Genomic DNA, 22,710 nt, shown 5'->3' on the forward strand with positions numbered 1-22,710 from the left:
GAAGCTTTTCTTCTATTAGTACGAAATGGTCAAAATTAGACTTGAAATAGTAAAAATAAGTACTAGTTTGCCGTTGTTACTAGAAGTTATAGTTAAGGATAAACGTGTGGTTTAGGGAGGATCAACTATGAATAGTAGATTATTATTAGAAGCTTTGCTAGAAGCTGAGTCCGATCACGGAAGCTTGATTCACGAAGCCTTACAGGTGGCTCGATCACCCATTTTACATACGGAAAGTCCCTTACTCACTTCTGTCTATAACGAGATTGCGCCGCTGGTAAAGGAATTTGAGAGCAAGCCAATCGCGGCACTGCCATTTAAAGAGTGGGATTTATATCGATCGCAGGGTTCACGAATCGAATTTGAAGCGCTTTATTTTGATCGTCGTCGGCGGTTAGCCGCTTTGGTAGTGGCGGCGTTGAAGGATGGAGTCGAGGCTTATCTTCCTGCGATAGAAGATACCATTTGGGCTATTTGCGATGAATATACGTGGTGTTTGCCTGCACATTTGATGAATCATGATCCTGCGGTTGAAGGCGAAGAATTCAAACATATTGATTTATTTGCTTCAGAAACGGCACATGCGCTAAGCGAGACTTGCCATATTTTCCGAGATCAGCTTAATGCGCTTGTGGTGAGAAGAGTGCAACGTGAGATTATGGCGCGGGTTCTGGGGCCCTATATGGCACTCAAGAGAGCCTATTGGTGGGAAACGTGCGAGATTAATTGGTCAGCCGTATGTGCGGGAAATATTGGTATGGCCGCGATTTACTTGCTGCCCGATTCGAAAGCGCTGATGCCTATTATTGTGCGGGTTCTCGGATCGATGGATTGCTTTCTAGAAGGTTTTTCAGAGGAAGGCGCCTGTTTGGAAGGCTTGGGGTACTGGTATTATGGCTTTGGCTATTACGTATATTTCAGCGAACTGCTGAAGCAGCGTACGGGTGGTAAAGTGGATATCCTCCAAACGGATGCCAAAGCGCGCAAAGTCGCGAAATTCCCACAGAACTGTTTCTTGCAAGGCAACCATATTGCCAATTTCTCCGACTGCTCTCGGACAAATGGTATTCAAATCGGGATTTTCAGCCGATTGTGCGAGCAGTTTGATGATATTCGAATTCCGACGCTGGAACATCAGCCTGTAACCGTCGATCATTGCGGCCGCTTCGCAAGCGCTGTGCGTAATGTGGTGTGGTTGAATGAAACGCTGCTTCGCGAACGTGTAGACATGCCGCTTCAAACCGAATTTCTGCCAGAAGCACAATGGATGATAAGTCGAGCTAAGGTTGAGGAGAAGCTCGTTAGTTTTGCAGCCAAAGGCGGCCATAATGATGAGCCCCATAACCATAATGACCTCGGACATTTCATCTGGATCGTAGATGGCATCAGATGGTTCGAAGATCTCGGAGCGGGACTGTATACGAAGGGATATTTTGGTGAGGAGCGGTACGACATTCTCTGTAACAGCTCATCTGGGCACAGCGTTCCAATTATTAACGGCAGCCACCAGCAAGAGGGTATCGAGCGATGTGCGCAAGTATTAACTGCTGATAGCACGGATGCTGGTGACAGGTTTAAGCTTGATTTGACTCGAGCGTATGCAGTTCCATCACTTGAGAAGCTTGAGCGAAGCTACGAGTTTGATAAGCTGCAAGGCAAGCTGACCATTTCGGATTACTTTGGATTCCATGAATCTGGCGCAGCCGTGACGGAACGCTTCGTTACGCAGCATAAGCCAGTCATCGTGCAGGCTGGTGAGATTCGGCTTGTGAAAGATGATGCGCAGACGTCTGCTGCGAAAGGCAAACGTCAGCAGTTGATGCTATATGACGCGAAACAGTTGACAGCGTCCATTCAAGTCGTGGAGCATCAGAATCACGAGGGCGGGACGGAGACTGTTTACTTGATTGATCTAGCAGCTGCAGAGGTGGGCGCACAGGTGAGTATTGTTGTTACGTTGGAGTTGGGGTGAGTCGGAAACCGAGCCTAAAGTGCTCGCCTGCGTCGAATAGTCTCGGAAACCGAGCCTAAAGTGCTCGCCGATGGCGAATAGGCTCCGAATCCGAGCCTAAAGCGCTCGCCTGCGTCGAATAGGCTCCAAAACCGAGCCTAAAGTGCTCGCCTGCGTCGAATAGTCTCGGAAACCGAGCCTAAAGTGCTCGCCGATGGCGAATAGGCTCCAAAACCGAGCCTAAAGCGATCGCCTGCGTCGAATTGGCTCCGAATTCGAGCCTAAAGCGCTCGCCGATGGCGAATAGTCTCGGAAACCGAGCCTAAAGTGCTCGCCTGCGTCGAATTGGCTCCGAATCCGAGCCTAAAGTGCTCGCCTGCGTCGAATAGGCTCCAAAACCGATCCTAAAGTGCTCGCCGATGGCGAATAGGCTCCAAACCGAGCCTAAAGCGCTCGCCGCCGGTAAATAGGCTCCAAAACCGAGCCTAAAGTGCTCGCCTGCGGCGAATAGGCTCCAAAACCGAGCCTAAAGTTATCTCCGTAGTCGAATAAGCTTTCTTTACTTCCTACTTAAACCTACGGATTACTCCCTCTTGCATTCACATTAGCATGGTTAAGTGAATAGCTACGGATGCGGGAAGTTCCATGTCCAGCTGGCACAAGAATTGCTTTTGCAAGCATTTCTTTCAAAATACGTTGTGCTTTTCCTTGCCCAAACTGGAATAGTTTTTGGACATCAATAGGTTTGATGGGTCTATTAGTTGAATTTGCGAAAAGAAGGATTTCTTTCTCGATATAAGTGAGGGAGGTATCTTGCGCGAAAGATCCGCAGAAATACTTCCCTAAGCATTGTTGCAGGATTTGCTCACACATACGTGGTCGATTTTTAATATCATCTAAGGAAAATCGAAGAACCAACCATCCGTCAAGGATGAGATGATTTTGACGAATTAACTGATCGGAGAACTGAGTTCGGCTGAGCTCCATATAATGTGGACCATATCCATCGATTTCGATAGCAAGTTTAAGCGAATGACGAATAAAAGCGAAATCTATGAATCGTATTCCATCACGAAAATCTTTGACCTCATATTCGGGGTGTAAATCATCAAAGTTACCAAAGGCCTTCCACCAAAGATAGCGGAGAAAACTGGTTTCTGCATATCCATGGCCTTCCTTTAATCTCCTCAAGCGTTGACCTTTTCTGAGTGACATATGCTTGGATATGTAGGCTTCGTGTGCGATTTGAAAATTATCCATATTACATTTACACCTCGCTTCAAAATAAATAAACCGCTCCTCAAAGTCAGGAGATGCTGACTTGAGAAAGCGGTGTGTGCTTCACAACCGATATTGAATATACTTGAAATAATAACACATTTTCACATATATTTACAATAAAAATATAAAATTGTAATCATTGTATCCCCAGCTATCCAACCCCGCTAATCATTCAACCACAACCCAAACTGCTGCCGATACTGGATCGGGGTGAGTCCGGTTTTGGATTTGAACAGCCGTGAGAAATAGTTCGCATTATCGACACCAAGCTCATAAGAAATTTGAGAGACGGGCTTCACGCTGGTAGCGAGGAGCTTTTTGGCTTGTTCGATTTTGATGCTATGCACGAAATGGAGTGGTGCCTGTCCGGTTTGTTTGATAAACATTTTGCGTAAATGGGAGTCACTCAGTTGAACAAGCTCAGCTAGTTCTCGAATTTCAGGCATCCGTTGTGGATGCGCGTGTATAAAGTGGATGATGGTATGGATCCGCTTGTCCAAGTGTGAATAACGGGAGCTTGGCTCGTTCGCGCCCCCTTTATGCAGCAGCTCATATAAGATACGGAGCAGCGAAGACTGCTGCAGCAGATGAGCATAAGGTGTCGCATCACGCTCATGAGTTAGCATCTCTTGAACAACACGCTCAACTGTGGTCGTACTATCCTCAAATAGTATCGGAATATTCAAAAGCTGCACCCAGCTTCGATTGCTGACTAAGGAGATTTCGGCATCGAAGTTAATGCTGGTTAACGACAGCTCATCGGAGATGGCGTGAAAGCTAATCAAACTATGGGCAGGCAGAATGATGATTTGGCCTTCTTTACAACGAAAGGCAGTTTGGTCGATCTCGAGCTGGAAGCTGCCCTTATGCACGAACCACATCACGCAATGTCGTAGGGTGCGACCTTTTGCCTGCCAGGAATAATCGAGCTGATACTGTGTAATATGCAGAAATCGAATCTCTAACGATTCAATCATCATCTGAAAAGAATTCAATGCGCACGCCTCCTCACCCTACGACTCGTCGGTCCTCTTATTCTACCATGTTCGTGTCAGCTAGACGAGGTAATGCAAGGAGGAGGACTGTCGGACCAGTCATTGTGTTCAAGGTTTTGATCTATGCCTGAGGCACAACGCCCTTAATATCTTCATTCCGCTTTAACGTATCTTCACCGTTCACGAGGAAGGTTCGAATGCGCGTGGTGTCGCCGCCCCACTCGTCAATCTTGAATTTGACCTCAGGCGTTGTGTATCGTACCGAGAAGGCTACGCGTGGAATGTTCGATTTATTATTTTCAGATCCATGGAAGGTAGCTTCATTAAAAAAAGCAATTTGACCAGGCGACATCTCTAAGTCGATGGCTAGGGATTCGTCGATCGACTCCGCAGGGAGGCCCTGCTCGAAAGCACTTTGATCGGTTCCCGTAGAAACATGCGTAACGATCGATTTATGTGTTCCTGGGATAACACGCAGGCAGCCATTTTCGCGAATGGACCAGCCCAAGCTCACCCATGCCGTTGCATTAATTGCGGGCTCCATTGGCCAATAATTTATATCCTGATGCCAAGGAATGAATTTATCATTATTAGGCTCTTTGTACCAGAAATGCATGGCCCACAACACCAAGTCATCACCCAGAATCTGCTTCATCGCGTTAACGATACTAGGGTGCGTAGCAAGTGTATATGCCCATTGATGATGTTGATGCCATGCGGATAGGTTCTTTTTTGTAGGACCAGGTTCAAATTTATTCTGTTCAATCACCTCGAAAAAACGGTTATAGTACATATCGGATTCTTCCAGTGACAGTCCTTGCATAGGTCCGCTATAGCCTTCATTGACGTACTGGGTGAGCGAGAATGGATTTCCCTTCGTAATCATTTGTGTAACCTCCCATGATAGATAGCCTTTTTCTTTGCATAATGTAATTGTAAACCTCGAAGCATCTAAGAATAAGGAAGTAAAACGATTATGAATAGCACAAAACGATTATTTTTAACAGCCGATGGTGGGAGGTGACGTTATAGGACATTCTTTGAAGGGGAAATATAGAGTCATGTCGAACTGATAGTACATACGGCCCAACGCGGGCGTAAAGCTTAAGTTATTCGGATAAAGGAGTCATACGAATGGCAATTCCTGCAACGACAACATTGGATTTGAATTTACTGCAAATGATGCTGGATGATATTGAAGACTCTATTTACATAATGAAGGTTACGGGTGCGGAGATCACGTATTTTTACGTAAATAACGCAGCAACGCGATTTAGTAGGATCACGATGGATCAAATGGGGAAATCTTTTTTTGAAACCAATTCGAGCGGGATGGCGGACTATTTATATGCAAAATATGCCAGAGTTGTCGACGAACGTCGGACGATTCGGTATGAGGATGGCGTAATGTTACCCAATGGGATGCTAAGTGGGGAAAGCATTTTAACGCCTATTTTGGATGAAAACGGGAATGTCAACTTTATTTTTTCAGTTACACGGGATATTACCGAGCGTAAACAGCATGAGAATACCCTGTACAGCTATGCGTATCAAGATGATCTCTCAAATCTGTTTAATCGCAGATATTTACTAGAGCATGTGTCAGAGCCTTCAACGATCTATTTATTGGATTTGGACAATTTCAAAAATATTAACGATACCTTCGGTCATCAGGCTGGAGATTCGGTGCTTGTAGAAGTGGCATGCCGCCTCATTGAGGTGTTTGGTGATAATCGTTATTCGCTTGTTCGCCTTGGCGGAGACGAATTCGTTGTTGTCGATTCCGTGCCTTCGGGACGTGTCAAGGAAATGGCGGAGCAGCTGAGTCACCTATTTCATGATCCTTTCCGTGTAGATGAACATGCTTTGAAAGTGAATGTGAGTATTGGCATCGCGGAGCGAAAGCATGATGAAACGATTCAAGATTTGCTAAAGCAAGCGGATATCGCTCTTTACACGGCCAAAGGGGCTGGTCGGAAGCGCTATCATTTGTTCGAAGCTTCTTCTCGATACGATCATGTGGAAAATTTCATCCATGAGCTAGCCCTGTCGCAAGCTATTGAAAAGGAAGAACTGCATTTGCATTATCAGCTTATTTATAATCCGGCTTCAGGAATGGCTGTTGGTGCGGAAGCTCTTCTGAGATGGCATAGCGAGAATGGCGGACACATGCAGCCGAGCGATTTCATTCCGATTGCGGAGGAAACAGGTCTCATCGTGCCCATCGGCTATTGGGTTATTCGTCAAGCCTGCAAGGATTGGCATCAACTGAAAGAAATTTACGGCCCCCTATTCAAAATATCAGTCAACATTTCGCGCATACAGCTCAATGAGGCGTGCTTTGCCAACCAGGTATTGCAAATTTTGAAAGAGGAGGGTGTGGAACCACCCGCCATGGAACTAGAAATTACAGAAAGCACGACGCTGCACTCGCTGCAGGAAGTGCAACTCATCTTAAGTAAGCTGCGCGCGGCTGGGTTTACGATTTCGTTGGATGATTTCGGAACAGGATATTCCTCGTTGAGCATGTTAACGCTTCTGCCGATTGATAAGCTGAAGATTGATCGTATTTTCATCGCGGACGGGAATGTCCCCTTGATTGCAGCTATTTTAGCTATGGCCAAAGCGTTGAATTTAGAGGTTGTCGCAGAAGGCATCGAAACAAGCGAACATTTCCACATGCTCGCAGATATGCAGATTTGGGGAATCCAAGGCTACTATATCAATAAACCGGTAGCCTATACGGAGTTACCTTTACTCCATGATCTGACGGGTGCTTAACCATAAGCTGTCACTATTTCTCGTGCTTTCATTCGCTGCATAGCGAGTGGAGGCATTTTTTTGTTTCTTCAATCGTGTATGTTAAAATGACTACGGTTAATTAAGCGCGGGAGGTTGCATATGAAAGCATTAATCTTCGACCAATTTGGTGGTCCCGAAGTTCTCACATATAAGGAAATACCAGACGCTATGGTGGACAGCGATCAATTACTAATAAGGACGAAAGCGATCGGTCTAAATTTCGCCGACGTGTATCGTCGCAAAGGTCATTATCATTTGGCAGGGAAGCCGCCGTTTATACTGGGGTACGAAGGGGCAGGGATCGTCGAGTGGGTGCCTGCTCATATCAAGCATATTCAAATTGGCGATCGGATTGCCTTTGCCGACGTTCCTTTTGCTAATGCGGAGCTGGTCGCTGTTCCAATTGATCGCGCGATTCCGATGCCTGCGGACATCTCGTACGAACATGCGGCTGGCCTTCTACTGCAAGGGATGACAGCGCATTATTTGGTGAACGACAGCTATCGTGTTCAGGCTGGAGATGAAGTTCTCATCCATGCCGCAGCAGGCGGAGTGGGTCAGCTTTTGATCCAATTGTGCAAAAGTAAAGGTGCAAGGGTGATCGGGCTCACCTCATCCGAAGCTAAAAAGCAAGTCGCGCTTGACGCTGGAGCAGACGAGGTCGTACTCTATTCGACGGACTGGGTCCAAGAAATTCGGCAATGGTCTTATGCAAAAGAAGGTGTCCAAGTTGCCTATGATTCCGTAGGCTCCACCTTAATGGACAGCTTCGCAGCGGTCCGAACGAAGGGAATTGTCGTTTTCTATGGTATGGCAGGCGGAGACCCAGCCCCCGTGGATCCCAGAATGTTGATGGATACCTCCAAAACCTTAACGGGCGGCGACCTCTGGAATCACGTGACTAGCTTGGACAATCGTATCGGGCGAGCCACCGACCTGTTCGAAGCGCTTCGCGAGGGGAGCCTGAAGATGGATACCATGACGACGTTCGCCTTGAAGGACGGCGCTGAGGCCCACCGGTTGCTCGAGAGTAGACAGAGTACAGGCAAAATTTTGCTAATACCATGAGATAGAAGCGGTAAATCTTAGATAAGATCTAGGATTGCTGCTTTTTTACATTTGAAGCATTTTGAACATATAGTCCATGGAGTTGCTTATCCTAGGTATTCTCGCTATGTCCAAATCATGTTAACTTTAAGGAGTAGTTATTCAAAGGAGGCTTGAATGTGCAATGAGCATAAACAAATTGAGAATTGGTGTTATCGGTGCAGGTTCCATTTCAGATTTGCACTTTGCGTCATATATGAAATCAGATGATGCTGTCATTGTGGCTGTCTGTGACCTTAATCGTGAACGAGCAGCCGCGAAAGCGGAGAAATATGACATTGCTCATATTTATACGGACTACAATGAACTATTGGCTAATCCGGAGATCGATGCGGTCAGTATTTGTACATGGAACAATACGCATGCCGAGATCAGTATTGCTGCTCTTCATGCTGGCAAGCATGTTTTGGTAGAGAAGCCGCTATGCAAAACCGTAGAAGAAGCACAGCGCATTCAAGATGCGGTTCGTGAAACCGGGAAAATTCTACAAGTTGGATTTGTAAGAAGATATGATACGAATGCTCAGCTTGTGAAGCATTTTATAGATAATGGTCAATTGGGTGAAATTTATTATGCCAAAGCGTCGTGTCTCCGTCGTTTAGGTAATCCTGGCGGTTGGTTCTCGGATGTTGAACGCTCCGGTGGCGGTCCGCTGATTGATATTGGCGTACATGTGATTGATGTATGTTGGTACTTAATGGGCAAACCGAAGCCGGTTGCGGTAAGCGGGCATACGTATAACAAGCTTGGCAATCGGAAGAATGTAAAGAACTTATCCTTTTATCAAGCAGCCGATTATGATGCGGAGCGCAATACCGTTGAGGATTTGGCGAATGTGTTGATACGATTTGAAAATGGGGCATCCCTCATGGTAGACGTTAGTTTCACGCTGCATGCTAAGAAGGATGTAAACGCTGTCAAACTCTATGGTGACAAAGGCGGCGTTGAGCTTGAGCCTGAAATTGTGTTTGTAACCGAGATACTAGACACGATTACGAATGTGACTCCACAAATCAATAACAAATCGATTGATGTCAGCAGCGCTTTTCAAAATGAAATCAATCATTTCGTTTCCTGTTGTCAAACAGGTCAAACACCGATTAGCCCGGTGGAAGATGGACTTGAAATGATGAAAATCTTATGCGGCATTTATGAATCAGCAGCCAAAGGTCAAGAAATCAGAATATAGCCCGATCGAATCGGAGCATAGGAGGATCGCGTATGAAGTTAGGGGTTAGCACATATAGCTTGTACCAGGCGCTAAAGTCTGGCGAAATGTCGATCATGGACGTTATCGATTGGATTGCGGATCAGGGCGGTGAACATGTCGAGATTGTGCCATTGGGGTTTGATTTACCGGGTAACTTTGCGCTTGCGGATGCGATTCGTGAGAAAGCTCAGTCTCGAGGTATAGCGATTTCCAATTACGCCATCGGCGCCAATTTCTTAACAGAGACTGAGGAACAGTATTTGCAGGAAATTGAGCGTGTGAAGGGCGAGGTCGATCTTGCTGCCAGACTGGGTGTTTCGAAAATGCGGCATGATGTTGCGCGAAGTGAGGATCTCTCAATTCGAAATTTCAACGCTAACTTGGAGCGTCTAGCTGAGGCTTGTCGTCAAATAGCTGATTACGCGAACCAATTTGGGATTGTTACAAGCGTTGAGAATCACGGTTTCTTCGTGCAGCATAGTGAACGTGTTCAAGCCCTGATTCATGCCGTTGATCGTGCGAATTTCCGGACAACCTTAGATGTTGGTAATTTTGTTTGCGTAGACGAGGATTCCGTTGCCGCCGTGACGAATAACCTTCCGTATGCTTCTATTGTCCATGTGAAGGATTTCTACATTCGTCCATCCAATCAGAATCCAGGAGAAGGCTGGTTCAAGTCCTCTTATGGTACCTATTTGCGCGGAGCGATTGTAGGACAAGGGGATTTGAATTTGCGTGAAATCCTACGTGTGGTCAAAAGCTCAGGCTACGACGGCTACATTTCCTTGGAATTTGAAGGGATGGAAGAGTGTAAGAAAGGCACGTTGATTGGCTTACAAAATATTCAAAGAATTTGGTATGAAATTAACTAACGCTATGCTCATGATAAGGAGTGTTTGAAGACATGATGATCAATCCAATTGGAATTATGGTAGATAGCTTGCGTCTTGGTTTACGAGATGGATTAAAGAAATCGAAAGAGCTCGGAGCGGACGGCGTCCAAATTTACGCAGTTTCCGGTGAGATGGACCCAGCTAATTTAACGCCGGGGGCACGTAAAGAGTTACGTGACTACATCGCGTCGTTGGATCTTCAAATTTCAGCTCTTTGCGGCGATTTGGGTGGACATGGCTTTCAGGATCAGACGGTGAATGCAGCGAAAATTGAGAAATCCAAACGCATTCTTGATCTTGCTGTTGAGCTAGGCTCCTCCGTTGTAACCACACACATCGGTGTTGTACCAGAGGATCGGAACGATCCTATTTATCAAACGATGCTGCAAGCTTGTGAAGAGCTTGGGGTGTATGCGAGCAGCTTGGGCGCATATTTTGCAGTGGAAACAGGGCCGGAAACGTCGACACATTTGAAAAGCTTTCTAGATAACCTATCCACCAAAGGTGTCTCTGTTAACTTTGACCCGGCGAATATGGTGATGGTGACAGGCGATGATCCTGTTCAGGGGGTATATACGCTGAAGGATTACATCGTCCACACGCATGTGAAGGACGGCATTCGCCTGCGTCAAGCAGACCCGCGTGAAGTGTATGGCTCTCTAGGCTATAAGCCAATGACGCATGAGAATATTGCGGAGGCAGCAACATCGGGAGATTCGTATCGCGAGTTAGCTTTAGGTGAAGGTCATGTTGATTTCGGCCGCTACTTCCAGGCGCTGCAAGAGATTGGATACAAAGGCTACCTAACGATCGAACGTGAAGTTGGGGATCAGCCAGAGAAAGATATTGCTAGTGCAATAGCTTTTATTCAAAAGTATAAATAGGTGCTGGGACCTCGCCATTGGCGAGGTTTTTTGCATTAATGCATTAACAATATTTACAAATTGGGCTTCTTAATCCTCCAAAATGAGAGTAAAATAGAGGACAAGAGGAGGATTGATTTATGATGAGTACACTGAAGAGTTTCACGGATTCGGAACAGCAGATTTCGTTGGAGTTAAGAGATGATCATTTAACAGTGCTTCGTTTCTACGGTGAAACATCCATCTACCCTTTCAAAAATATTTCACTTGCCTCTGACCCCATTCCCGAATACCCCCATAATCGCGTGGCTTTAACCGTTATTGATTTCCACACTGGTGTAACCGATTTCAAATTTTCGTCGAATTTACGAGACTTTGAGATTTTCGTCCAGAAGCTGCTGGAAGTGCATAGCGAATTCATACCCAATCATAAAATCTCATAAATTGATGTTTTAAAAACCGCCGCGGCGGTTTTTTTGTGTGTCCCGACCAGCTATTCTGGAAGTCTAGCGAGTATCTAAGATAGAATAACTGGATTTTATGACGCTAAATTTGCTCGAATGATGTAGGGGCGCCTATTTAATATAAGGATGCCGAAACACATCTGGCGTCTGGCCAACGGCTTTACGGAATGTAGAGATGAAATGCGAAGCATCGAGAAAACCCGTTGCCTCGGCGATTTGCTTAACCGTTAGCTCAGGCTGAGCGATCAGCATTTCTTTGGATTTCTGCAGGCGCAGCTGAAGCAGGTATTGGTAGGGTGAGAGCCCAAAAGCGCGACGAAATAACGTGTTCACATGCTGCGGAGACACAGCGAGCTGGGTGGCCATCCAGCTAAGTCCAACGTGTGGCGCGGCGAAGCCATGCTCCAGCTCGAGCAGCAATGGCAGAAGCCGCTCGTGGCTTTGCGAGAATGAGGCGCTTTTGTTAATGATGCCATGCTTTTTAAGCAACGTAAGGAATTGATATATTTCCAAGGAACCGTTGGTTCCGGTGAAGTCGTGGCTATCGCGATATTTTTCATAATAGTAGTCATGAATGCTAGCAAGAGGCGTGTCAGCTCCCCAACTGATGGGGGTAGACAGCGGGATTTCTAAAGCATGTACAATGGACGCGGCTAACGCGCCATCAAATGTTAAATACCAAGTCGACCACGGGGTCTCTGGTACTTGATAAGAGTGAGGGACGCCGCCCGCGAGCAACATGCCTTGCCGTTCACCAAGCTTAACAGGGCCGCTGTCCAGAATGATTTCACCGCTGCCGGCAATCGTTTGCAGCCAGTGGAAGCATGGATAACCTTCCTCGCGCTCATAGTATTGCTGTTCACGCTCATATCCGATCGTTTCCAGGATAAGGGGGAGCTTGCGGTCGGTTTCCGTAATGACGAAAAACTTTCGATAATCAGTTGCCAAGGAAAGATCATCTCTTTCATTTTTTAATATAGGAGGCGTTGTATCTTATATTTTAAAAGAAATAGTTGTCTTGTACAATAAGGGGAAGCAGGTCGATTCATCATCCAATAACCTAAAGTGAGGAAAAACATCCATGGCGAACAAATTTGTATACACAGCACCTGAAAACGGTTACCCTGAATGGAATAATAATCCGCAAATATACCAATTGAATCGGTTAGAGGCTCATGCCACCTTAATGCCTTATCATACAGAAGCAGAAGCGTTGGCAGGCGTTCGTGAAGCTTCACAATTTTACCAAAACTTAAATGGCACGTGGAAATTTCATTTTGCAGAGAACGCTGATGGACGTCCACAGGATTTCTACAAGAATGAATATGACACAAACGAGTGGGCGGAAATTGCCGTGCCTTCCCATTGGCAGCTGCAGGGCTTCGATTTCCCGCAGTATACGAACATCATTTATCCGTGGGTAGGTCATGAGGATCTTAAGCCTCCTTTTGCCCCGGTGAAGTATAACCCAGTCGGTTCTTATGTGCGCAGCTTTTCGATCCCAGAGGGTTGGAACGGGCAACCGGTGTATATCAGCTTTCAAGGTGTGGAATCGGCCTTTTACGTGTGGGTGAACGGTGATTTGGTTGGCTTTAGCCAGGATTCGTTTACACCTGCGGATTTTGATATTACGCCTTATCTGATCGAGGGCGAGAATAAGCTCGCTGTTGAAGTCTATCGTTGGAGCGATGCAAGTTGGTTAGAAGATCAAGATTTCTGGCGTTTGAGCGGGATTTTCCGCGATGTTTATTTGTATACAACGCCTACGGCGCATATCGCTGATTTCAAAGTAAACACGTATCTAGATAACGCATGCCAGGATGCGGAGCTGCACATTCAAGCTACGATCACCAATTATGATCTGAAAAGTCAAGGCGTGCATCAGGTGGAAGCGATGTTATACGATGGTGAGCAGCAAGCACAATGGGAAGAGCCTCTTCGCGTTGGGATTCAAACAAGCGGCACAGCTACGCAAGCGGTTGAATTCTCCGCTCACATGGATCTGCCAGCCAAATGGAGTGCAGAAAGTCCGTATCTGTATACGTTAGTTCTTCGTTTATGGAATGAAGAAGGTACACTCCTAGAGACGGAAAGCTGTAAAGTAGGCTTCCGCAAGTTTGAGATCGAAGATGGCTTGATGAAAATTAACGGCGAAGTGATTGTATTCAAAGGCGTGAATCGCCATGAATTTGACCGGGATCGCGGACGTTCCGTCGAAGCGGAAAGTATGCTTGCCGATATTTTGCTCATGAAACAATATAATATCAACGCTGTGCGGACTTCCCATTATCCGAACAATCCGATGTGGTATGAGCTTTGTGATCAATACGGCTTGTATGTCATTGATGRAACGAATCTCGAAACCCATGGTTCCTGGAGCTATGGGCAAGAGGAACTAGGAGAATCGGTGCCAGGAAGCCGACCTGAATGGACGGGAGCCGTACTTGATCGAGCAAATTCAATGCTGCAAAGGGATAAGAACCATCCCTCCATTGTGATCTGGTCGCTTGGCAATGAGTCCTCGGGCGGCGACAATTTCTTGAAGATGCATGATTTCTTACGTGAAACAGATCCTTCCAGAGTCGTTCATTACGAAGGTGTGTTCAATTGGCGCGCATCAGATGATGCTTCAGATATCGAAAGCCATATGTATTCCAAAATTGAAAAAATCGAAGAATACGCGAAAAACAAACCGAAAAAACCTTTTATTCTTTGTGAATACAGCCATGCAATGGGGAACTCTTGCGGCAATCTGTTTAAATACTGGGAGCTATTTGATAAATACCCGATTCTACAAGGTGGATTCATCTGGGATTGGATCGATCAATCCATTCGCACGACGACACCAGATGGCATCACGTATCAAGCTTATGGCGGCGATTTCGGTGACACGCCGAATGATGGCAACTTCTGTGGCAATGGCTTGATTTTCGCGGATCGCTCAGTTTCACCGAAGCTGCATGAAGTGAAGAAATGCTACCAGAATGTGAAGTTTGAAGCTGTTGATGCGGCGAAAGGTCAAATCAAGGTAACGAATCAATTCTTATTCACGAATCTGAATGAATTTGATTGGACTTGGACCATTGCTCGTTATGGTGTCGCGGCGGCTAGCCGTACGATTAGCGCTCCTTACTCGGTTGCACCTGGTGAAACAACGATCATTGAGCTTGCACTGGACGCTGTAGAAAGTCAATTCCCGAACGATGAATTCATCCTAACGCTGAGTTTGGTCTTGAAGGATGACACGCAATGGTCCGTTAGAGGGCATGAAATTGCTTGGGAGCAATTTATCCTGCCTGCGGTTAATCGAGCTGCACACTCACGCAATTGGGAAGCAGAGAAAGAATCAGCTGCAACGATCTCTACGGACGCAGCTGTGCAAATTGTTACTTCAACAGAAGCGATTGCGCTAAACGGAGAGCATTTCTCACTTCAGATCAACACAGCAACGGGCGATATTACCTCCTATCAGTTCGACGGAGTTGAGCTATTCCAAACAGGACCGGTACCGAACTTCTGGCGCGCTTATACCGATAATGACCGCGGGAACCAGCACCACATTCGTTGTGCGCCATGGCAGGAAGCTGGAAGTGGACGTAAGCTGCTTTCCTTGAACGCAAAGTCGCTAGATGCTGGACGCGCTGAGGTTCGTGTACGCTTTGAACTGGCGACACAGCCTGCTTCCGAGGCACAGCTCGTTTACACGGTGTCTTCTTCAGGAGAAGTTGAGGTTAGTATGCAATTAACGCCTGGCGACAAGCTGCCAGAAATCCCTGAAGTAGGCGTCATGTTCGAAGTGGATGCTGCCTTCGAGAACTTAACCTGGTATGGCCGCGGGCCGCACGAAAACCACTGGGATCGCAATGTAGGCGCGAAGCTTGCGCTTCATAGCGGGACTGTAGAAGAACAATTCGTTCCATACTTGCGCCCGCAAGAATGTGGCAATAAGACTGATGTTCGTTGGGCGACCTTAACGAATGCGGCAGGCCGCGGGCTCCGTATTGCTGGCTTACCAACGGTCGAGCTCAATGCGCTGCCTTACTCACCATCCGAGCTGGAAGCGCACGATCATCCGTATAAGCTTCCGGTTAGTGACAAAGTTGTCGTGCGTGTGAACTACAAGCAAATGGGTGTTGGCGGAGACGATAGCTGGGGCGCAAGAACACATCCCGAGTTTACGCTATTCGCGAACCGTACGTATGCGTATGCGTTCACTTTCAAAGGGATTTAATTAATAACAAGGTGCCGTTTGGATGGTAGATTTACCATTGAACGGCTCCTTTTTTAGTTCCCAGTTTGACCAGAATGGGCGAGGGTGATAAGTTTAAAAGGTAACGAGAGAAAGGTGGACACACACATGACAGAACATATAGCGAAACCAATCATAGGACTCATTGGAACAGGTGTTATGGGTAAGAGCATGGCAGGACATTTTATGCAAGCAGGGTATGAAGTTCATGTTTATACACGTACGAAAGCCAAGGCGCAGGAGCTCTTGGATAAGGGAGCGACTTGGCAGGATTCACCTGGGGAATTAGCGCAGAATTGCCAGGTTATTATGACCATGGTCGGTTTCCCGAGCGATGTCGAAGCTATTTATTTTGGGCAAAATGGGATTCTGACCATGGCACAGCCAGGCAGTTATCTGATCGATTTGACCACCTCGAGTCCTTCCTTGGCGAAACGGATTTATGAAGAGGCGCTGACTCGTCAGCTATTCTCCTTGGATGCACCTGTATCTGGTGGGGATATCGGGGCTAGAGAAGCCCGATTGTCCATTATGGTCGGCGGGGCTCGCGAAGTGTTCGAGCAGATGCTGCTTATTTTCCAAAAGATCGGCACGAATATCGTCCATCAAGGTGCAGCGGGTGCGGGCCAACACACGAAGATGTGCAATCAAATTGCGATTGCAAGCAACATGATGGGTGTGGTTGAAGCGCTTGTATATGCGAAGAAAGCAGGACTCAATCCTACGACGGTGCTGCAAAGCATTGAAACTGGTGCCGCTGGCAGTTGGTCCTTAAGTAATTTGGGGCCGCGGATGATTGCAGATAATTTTGCACCAGGCTTTTACGTCAAGCATTTCATTAAGGATATGACGATTGCCCTGCAATCGGCAGAAGAAATGAAAGTAGAGCTCCCAGGCCTGACTCTGGCCAAATCACTCTATGAACAATTAGCGGCCATGGGCGAAGAGGATAGTGGTACCCAAGCGTTGTATAAATTAATTAATAAATAAGCTTGTACAGTGCGTATGACCAGGAGGCTGACTTATGAAAATCGTAATTGCACCGGATTCGTTTAAAGGCAGCCTTAGCTCAGAAGCGGCAGCCATGGCGATAAGAGACGGGATTCTGCGGGCTAAGCCAGAGGCAGAAACCGTCCTCATTCCTATGGCAGATGGGGGAGAAGGCACGGTGGATAGCCTTGTACAGGCAACACACGGTGTTAAGATCTCTATCCCTGTGCAAGGACCGCTGCAAGATGAGGTGACCGGCGTGTACGGTGTCCTTGGAGACGGCGTCACGTGCGTGATTGAAATGGCGACGGCTTCCGGATTAATCCTAATCCCAACGGAGCACCGAAATCCGATGGTGACGACAACGTACGGCACAGGTCAGTTAATTCGGCATGCGCTGGATCACGGCTATCGTTCGTTTCTTCTTGCGCTTGGCGGCAGCGCGACGAACGATGGTGGATGCGGTATGCTGCAAGCTTTGGGCTTACAGCTTTTGGATGAGGATGGGCGCGAGGTAGCCGTTGGAGGACAAGCGCTGTCTGACATTAAGCGGATCGATGACTCAAGGTGGGATGAGCGCATTGCCCAATCTCGATTTATCATTGCATCCGATGTCACGAATCCATTCATTGGCCCGCAAGGGGCATCGCTAGTCTTCGGACCGCAGAAAGGTGCGACGCCGGAGATGGTCGAAGCGCTCGATGGAGCGCTCACTCATTGGGCAGATATCATAGAAGTGCATACGGGGAAAGCGGTACATCAGTTGCCTGGGGCTGGCGCGGCGGGAGGGCTTGGCGGTGCGTTTCAAGCATTCTTCCCTTCGAGCACGAAACGCGGTATCGATGTGGTGATTGAGATGACCAAGCTAAATGAGCATCTGCAAGAAGCAAGCCTCGTCTTCACCGGCGAAGGGCAGACAGATGCGCAGACTGCTTCCGGCAAAGCGCCGATGGGCATTGCGCAGGCTGCACAAAAGCACGGCGTTCCCGTTATCGTCCTATCAGGCTCAATCGGGCAAGGGATTGAGAAGCTGTATGAACATGGCCTGACCAGTATTCACAGTATCGTGAACGGTCCGATGACGCTTCAAGAGGCGATGAGTCGAACGCCTGAGCTTTTGGCGCAGAAGGCGGAGCAAGTGATGCGTACCTTTTTGGCAGGGCAATTAGGCAAATGAAAGGTATACATACAAGTCACTAGTCATAAATAAGGTTATCATGATGATAAAGGAGCAATCACATGACATTGGCCAACCAATTCTATGTAGCGACTTCTGGGAATGATGATCACGATGGCAGTAAGGAAGCGCCGTTCTTAACGATAACGAAAGCACAGATGACAGTTAGGAAGTTCATCCAAAACGGGATGAATCACGATGTCATCGTGTTTTTGTACGGCGGCACCTATTATTTAGCGGATACCTGGCAATTCGATGAGCGCGATTCAGGCAGAAATGGCTGCCGTGTTACCTACCGAAATGTACCTGGTGAAGAAGTGAACATCGTAGGCGGCAGGGCAGTTACGAACTGGGAGCCATATCGCGCAGACATGTGGCGAGCATTCGTGGGGGCTGGAAGCAGCTTCCATACGATCTATGCGGATGGGGAGCGCATCGCCAAAGCAAGATTGCCAGCTGTGGGGTATTTTCAAGTGGATGGCGAGCCAGAATCCGCTTACCAAGAAGGAATCCACTACCGTGAGGGGGATATTTCTAAAGGGAGCGACCTGTCTCAAGCGCAGATATTCATTTGGCCTGGCAAAGGAGAGTGGAACTGGTTTTCAGAGCTGCGAGCATTGAGGTCGCATGATGCAGAGGCAAGATTTGTGCAATTCCAGCATCCCTCGATCTGGGGTATAGGCGCAGGCTCACGTTATTTTATCCAGGGCTCACTCGATTTTCTTCAAGCACCAGGTCAATTTTACTTGGATGAAAAGGAAGGCTGGCTCTACTATAAACCGAAGAATGGCTCACCGTTACAGCAAGAGATTATCGTACCAACGGTCACAAGGCTGATTGAAATGAGAGGCAACGGTCATGATGAGCCTATTCAGCATCTCCATTTCCATGGACTCCATTTCTCCATCACAGACTTCTGGTCAGAGTATCGGATGATTCAGGAAGATGAAGGCTTGAGCAACGTGGAGCGGGATGAGCATCGGGAAGGATTACTCTATCTCAATTATGCAGCGGATATCGAAATATCGCATTGCCAGATCATAAACGCAGGCAGCTGCGGCATATTCTTGGATCAGCATACGCGAAACATCCATATTCAAAGTAATCGAATCGAGCATATGGGATATATGGGGATATGTGCTTCCGGATTTTCACCACTTCAAGGCTCATTTACCTCTGCGGCAGCATCCTACACGAATAAAGAACATACAATTACGAATAACACCATTCGGTATGGCGGCGAGTTAATTGGTCATGGTTGCGGGATTCTGCTCTATCAAAGTGGTCATAACCACATCACACATAATCTGATTTCGCATATGCCGCGATACGGCATATCGCTGAAAGGCTTACGTCACAAAGTTATGCCAGATACCATTTATGGGATAACGGTTACATGGGACAATCATTGGGATTTCCTACATACGCGCAATAATTATATGGCTTATAATGATATTTCGAATGTCATGATCGACAGCCAGGACGGCGGTTTGATTGAATCATGGGGTGTTGGGACACATAACACGATACACCGTAACCGCTTACATCATAGTGGGATTCATTTTTCTTTTGGCTTCGGCATTTATTTGGATGATGCATCGGATTACTTTACCGTTACTCAAAATGTCCTAACGCAGCTATATAGCACAGGGGAAGGGAAGCTCTGGATGCTGATTTTCTCCAAAGGCATAGGCAACCTCATACAGGGGAATTTGCTCGTTGCGAATCCCGATGCCATAGCCGCGATTGGTACCCAAGAGATGGCTGGCGAGKACAATAAGGATGTTAGGGTGCTTGGGAACGTGGTGTATAACTCCGGCTACTTATACTATTTCGTTAATTGGCGCGATGATAAATTCGCTGAAGCAGATCGTAATCTATATTGGCAGGATCAGGCGAAGGGTGTCTGTCAGGTTGCAGGTGTCCTACCTTTATCCTCATCACAGGTAGATGTACTTGGTCGGCACATCTATGACTGGCAGGTGTGGCGTTCCTTACTCGGAGGGAAGTTCGATGCCCAATCGCTCATTGCCGATCCGCAGATCATGCACACAGAGGACGGTTACTCCCGACTTCATCCGAATTCACCTGCTTATTCCTTAGGCTGGAAGGACATCGACGATCATCAGATAGGGCCAGCCGTACAATCGACATAGTGAGAGGGGCTTGGTACATTTGAAAGGATTTGGCTTCTATAAATCCAAGAAATATTTGCAGCGCGTACTAAGCTCGATCATGTTGTCGATGGTTATTGTCCTATTAGCCTCTACCTTTGCTAATACGTACCTTCTAGAGAAATCGGTGAAAAGAATGCAGGAGGATTCGAATCTCAAAATTCTCACGCAGATGCAATATAACTTCTCGTACATGAATGAAATCATCACGCACTTATCGAGCTTTGTTCTGAAGGATAACTTATTGATTCCGCTTATGTTTGATGAAAATTTGCCCAAAATGGATTTAATCCGCGGTTACCAGCGCATGTCGAATATTTTGGAAAGCTCTTCCTTTTTACATTCCATGGTTGTCTACAATCATACTCAAAATGAGATCTACGGCACGACCAGCAATTTCTTATTGGATGGTGGAGTAACGAAGAAGAAAATTCAAGATTGGCTGCACGATCCTACTCAAAAGCATGAAACCTCCAGGCTAATCCCTGTAAGCCTTGAACGTGAGGATGATCAGATTGATACGTTTGCTTTCGTCGTAACCGATTCCTTAAAGCCGTTCTCGTCCAAAGAGTCCGCTATTATTTTCTATATCAAGTCGGATTGGGTATTCGATAGCTTGAAGAAAATGAATGATACAGGCAGTCGTTCGCAAGGTGATATTCTCATGGCTGATCAGGATGGACGGCTCTACTCCTCGCAGCTTAATCTCACCTATGCCAATGTTCAGACGCAGGAGGCCCTTCACACCTTCATTGCCAATCATAAACGAGAAACGAACCAACCTTCAGGATTCGTCATTGGCGATGTGGATGGTAACAAAAGCATGATCACGTATATGGCGAATCCGATTCCGAATTGGACGATACTCTACGTGCAGTCGTACGACAAATTAATGGCGGAAGTCACCCAGACGCGAACGAAGTCGCTGCTTGTTTCTGGTGTATTGCTTCTTATTGCGATAGGGATTTCAGTTTGGCTGTCTTATAAATTGTATCATCCCATTGAAGATATGCTGCATCGGATTCGGTTTCAGCATCCGCGTGATCGGCCATCCGCGCAGTCAGAAGGCGATGAGCTTCACGCCATGAGTGAACACTATCTGAAGCTATCAGATACGTTACATGAGATCAGCTCCGAGCATATCGTAAATAAATACTACATCCGGAAATTTATTTCGGATGGTCAATTATTTTCACATCAAGATATCAGTAGTCTTATTGAGAAGTATGGGCTGAACATCGCCTATCCGTCTGAAATCGTTGTTTGTGTGCTCCGTTTGGATCATTTCGAGGCCTATAGTCGGAACACAGCGATATCCTTGAAGAAAATGCATAGCTTTGCCATTACAAATATTGCACAGGAAATGATGTCAACCTTGTATCCCTGTGAGGCCGTTGAGGTTTGGGGAGATCATGTAGTGCTGATTGTTTCTCTTACCGACACTGCTGACAATACGCTTGATGACCATTTCTTACCTCTCTTAAAAGATATTCAACTCACAATTGAGACTTATTACGGACTAAGTCTTTCATGCGGCATAAGTGATCGGGTCACTCAGCTTACTCAGCTATCTTCTGGTTATACGCAAGCCATGCAAAACAGCTTGTACAAATTAATTTTCGGTTACAAGTCCATTATTACAAGTGAAAGGGTCCAAGAAAACAATGCCAACAAGCGAGTTTCGATACCAGATACGATCGAGCGGAAATTATCCGAGAGCTTGAAGAAGGGTTTAATGACAGAAGCGGGGATCGAGCTGGAGAAAGCATTCTCCCTTTTTGCCACCTTTCATTATCATGATATCCATCGTGCCGTAACGAATTTAGCTTGGGTAATCAAGTATACGGTCGTTGAAATTATGGAAAATCGAGTAACGAAGATGAGCTTCAACGTGGATTATATCCATCAAATTCCGCAGCAGAAAGAAACACTAGAGGAGATGTACGTATCCCTGCTAGCCTTATGTGCACAAATTTGTGAGGGTCAGAAGCCGTCCAATGTGGAACGGAATGACATGATCCTGGAAACGGTCAAAGAACTCATTCACCAGAAGTATGCGGATATTAACCTCAGTCAACAATCGATTGCCGCAACAGTAAAGCTGTCATCCGCTTATTTGGGGAAATTGTTTAAGGATAGCTATCAGTTGACACTCACGGAATATATCAACGAAATCCGCCTAAAGCATGCGCAGCAGTTCCTTGAGAACGGAGATCATTCGGTCTTAGATATCATGGAGAAATGCGGTTATGCGAATCCAAGTTACTTTTTTCGGCTGTTCAAAGCTAAATTCGGCAGTACACCGAAGGAATATCGCATGAAGAAATCCATTTCGTAACAAGGGGAATGTGTTTGTCCGACCGCCACTTCTACCACCACTTGGTGACTGGAGGGCGGTTTTTTAGCATTTTAGGGGGAGAAAGAGAGTAATTCGAACATTGTACACATCCTTACTACATGAATTCGAACATCGTACGCTATGTAAACGCTTCAACCTGTGGCAAGATACGGATATGGAGGAGGAGCACAATGAGGAAATCACATCCAAACCAAA

Annotated in this window: 16 protein-coding genes; 12 read left to right on the forward strand and 4 right to left on the reverse strand. The window is 46.6% G+C overall.

What is annotated here, in order from left to right; genetic code table 11:
- Positions 1–127: 127 nt before the first annotated feature.
- Positions 128–1,972, forward strand: a complete 1,845-nt coding sequence (locus AC1DVJ_RS21265) for a heparinase II/III family protein (protein ID WP_477593174.1) — start codon at positions 128–130, stop codon at positions 1,970–1,972.
- Positions 1,973–2,527: 555 nt separating this feature from the next.
- On the opposite strand, the gene AC1DVJ_RS21270 is transcribed toward AC1DVJ_RS21265, so the two are convergent.
- The 3 genes from AC1DVJ_RS21270 to AC1DVJ_RS21280 form a co-directional block, all read right to left on the reverse strand.
- The gene (locus tag AC1DVJ_RS21270) at positions 2,528–3,211 is read right to left on the reverse strand and encodes a DUF559 domain-containing protein (protein ID WP_477593175.1); all 684 of its coding nucleotides are present in this window, start codon (positions 3,209–3,211) and stop codon (positions 2,528–2,530) included.
- A 185-nt stretch (positions 3,212–3,396) separates the two neighbouring features.
- The gene (locus AC1DVJ_RS21275) at positions 3,397–4,227 is read right to left on the reverse strand and encodes an AraC family transcriptional regulator (RefSeq protein ID WP_477593176.1); all 831 of its coding nucleotides are present in this window, start codon (positions 4,225–4,227) and stop codon (positions 3,397–3,399) included.
- A 121-nt stretch (positions 4,228–4,348) separates the two neighbouring features.
- Complete coding sequence (locus tag AC1DVJ_RS21280) at positions 4,349–5,113, reverse strand: phytanoyl-CoA dioxygenase family protein (protein ID WP_477593177.1); 765 nt, start codon at positions 5,111–5,113, stop codon at positions 4,349–4,351.
- A gap of 248 nt (positions 5,114–5,361) precedes the next feature.
- On the opposite strand from AC1DVJ_RS21280, the gene AC1DVJ_RS21285 reads away from it, so the two are divergent.
- The 6 genes from AC1DVJ_RS21285 to AC1DVJ_RS21310 all read left to right on the forward strand — a co-directional run bounded on the left by AC1DVJ_RS21285 (position 5,362) and on the right by AC1DVJ_RS21310 (position 11,545).
- Positions 5,362–7,008, forward strand: a complete 1,647-nt coding sequence (locus AC1DVJ_RS21285) for a putative bifunctional diguanylate cyclase/phosphodiesterase (protein WP_477593178.1) — start codon at positions 5,362–5,364, stop codon at positions 7,006–7,008.
- 120 nt (positions 7,009–7,128) lie between these two features.
- Positions 7,129–8,097, forward strand: coding sequence for a quinone oxidoreductase family protein (locus AC1DVJ_RS21290; protein WP_477593179.1), 969 nt, complete (start codon positions 7,129–7,131; stop codon positions 8,095–8,097).
- A 163-nt stretch (positions 8,098–8,260) separates the two neighbouring features.
- Positions 8,261–9,325 carry a Gfo/Idh/MocA family protein gene (locus AC1DVJ_RS21295; protein ID WP_477593180.1) on the forward strand — a complete coding sequence of 355 codons (1,065 nt, stop codon included), beginning with the start codon at positions 8,261–8,263 and terminating at the stop codon, positions 9,323–9,325.
- Positions 9,326–9,357: 32 nt separating this feature from the next.
- Complete coding sequence (locus tag AC1DVJ_RS21300; RefSeq protein ID WP_477593181.1) at positions 9,358–10,218, forward strand: sugar phosphate isomerase/epimerase family protein; 861 nt, start codon at positions 9,358–9,360, stop codon at positions 10,216–10,218.
- 35 nt (positions 10,219–10,253) lie between these two features.
- Positions 10,254–11,123 (forward strand): sugar phosphate isomerase/epimerase family protein, encoded by an 870-nt coding sequence (locus AC1DVJ_RS21305; protein WP_477593189.1) that lies wholly within the window; start codon positions 10,254–10,256, stop codon positions 11,121–11,123.
- 122 nt (positions 11,124–11,245) lie between these two features.
- Positions 11,246–11,545: a hypothetical protein gene (locus tag AC1DVJ_RS21310; RefSeq protein ID WP_477593182.1), complete on the forward strand. Its 300-nt coding sequence runs from the start codon at positions 11,246–11,248 to the stop codon at positions 11,543–11,545.
- A gap of 132 nt (positions 11,546–11,677) precedes the next feature.
- On the opposite strand, the gene AC1DVJ_RS21315 is transcribed toward AC1DVJ_RS21310, so the two are convergent.
- Positions 11,678–12,514: an AraC family transcriptional regulator gene (locus AC1DVJ_RS21315; protein WP_477593183.1), complete on the reverse strand. Its 837-nt coding sequence runs from the start codon at positions 12,512–12,514 to the stop codon at positions 11,678–11,680.
- 133 nt (positions 12,515–12,647) lie between these two features.
- Between AC1DVJ_RS21315 and lacZ the strand changes: the two genes are divergently transcribed.
- From lacZ to AC1DVJ_RS21340, 5 genes are all read left to right on the forward strand, one after another.
- Positions 12,648–15,797, forward strand: a complete 3,150-nt coding sequence (gene lacZ / locus AC1DVJ_RS21320) for a beta-galactosidase, LacZ type (RefSeq protein ID WP_477593184.1) — start codon at positions 12,648–12,650, stop codon at positions 15,795–15,797.
- A 126-nt stretch (positions 15,798–15,923) separates the two neighbouring features.
- Entirely contained in the window at positions 15,924–16,805 is an 882-nt protein-coding gene (locus tag AC1DVJ_RS21325) for an NAD(P)-dependent oxidoreductase (protein WP_477593185.1), read from the forward strand.
- A gap of 34 nt (positions 16,806–16,839) precedes the next feature.
- A complete protein-coding gene (locus tag AC1DVJ_RS21330; RefSeq protein ID WP_477593186.1) occupies positions 16,840–17,982 on the forward strand; it encodes a glycerate kinase in 1,143 nt (380 codons plus the stop codon).
- A 62-nt stretch (positions 17,983–18,044) separates the two neighbouring features.
- Positions 18,045–20,138, forward strand: a complete 2,094-nt coding sequence (locus AC1DVJ_RS21335) for a right-handed parallel beta-helix repeat-containing protein (protein ID WP_477593187.1) — start codon at positions 18,045–18,047, stop codon at positions 20,136–20,138.
- A gap of 19 nt (positions 20,139–20,157) precedes the next feature.
- Entirely contained in the window at positions 20,158–22,494 is a 2,337-nt protein-coding gene (locus tag AC1DVJ_RS21340; RefSeq protein WP_477593188.1) for an AraC family transcriptional regulator, read from the forward strand.
- The last annotated feature ends 216 nt before the right edge of the window (positions 22,495–22,710 follow it).

It is taken from the genome of Paenibacillus sp. P4_A9 (genome assembly GCF_056402415.1).

Excerpts from the sequence above, each read along its gene's own strand:
- AC1DVJ_RS21325 (WP_477593185.1), top strand. The coding sequence starts at position 15,924 with ATGACAGAACATATAGCGAAACCAATCATAGGACTCATTGGAACAGGT.
- AC1DVJ_RS21310 (WP_477593182.1), top strand. The coding sequence starts at position 11,246 with ATGAGTACACTGAAGAGTTTCACGGATTCGGAACAGCAGATTTCGTTG.
- AC1DVJ_RS21295 (WP_477593180.1), top strand. The coding sequence starts at position 8,261 with ATGAGCATAAACAAATTGAGAATTGGTGTTATCGGTGCAGGTTCCATT.
- AC1DVJ_RS21285 (WP_477593178.1), top strand. The coding sequence starts at position 5,362 with ATGGCAATTCCTGCAACGACAACATTGGATTTGAATTTACTGCAAATG.
- AC1DVJ_RS21330 (WP_477593186.1), top strand. The coding sequence starts at position 16,840 with ATGAAAATCGTAATTGCACCGGATTCGTTTAAAGGCAGCCTTAGCTCA.
- AC1DVJ_RS21280 (WP_477593177.1), bottom strand. The coding sequence starts at position 5,113 with ATGATTACGAAGGGAAATCCATTCTCGCTCACCCAGTACGTCAATGAA.
- AC1DVJ_RS21290 (WP_477593179.1), top strand. The coding sequence starts at position 7,129 with ATGAAAGCATTAATCTTCGACCAATTTGGTGGTCCCGAAGTTCTCACA.
- AC1DVJ_RS21300 (WP_477593181.1), top strand. The coding sequence starts at position 9,358 with ATGAAGTTAGGGGTTAGCACATATAGCTTGTACCAGGCGCTAAAGTCT.
- AC1DVJ_RS21270 (WP_477593175.1), bottom strand. The coding sequence starts at position 3,211 with ATGGATAATTTTCAAATCGCACACGAAGCCTACATATCCAAGCATATG.
- AC1DVJ_RS21305 (WP_477593189.1), top strand. The coding sequence starts at position 10,254 with ATGATCAATCCAATTGGAATTATGGTAGATAGCTTGCGTCTTGGTTTA.
- AC1DVJ_RS21265 (WP_477593174.1), top strand. The coding sequence starts at position 128 with ATGAATAGTAGATTATTATTAGAAGCTTTGCTAGAAGCTGAGTCCGAT.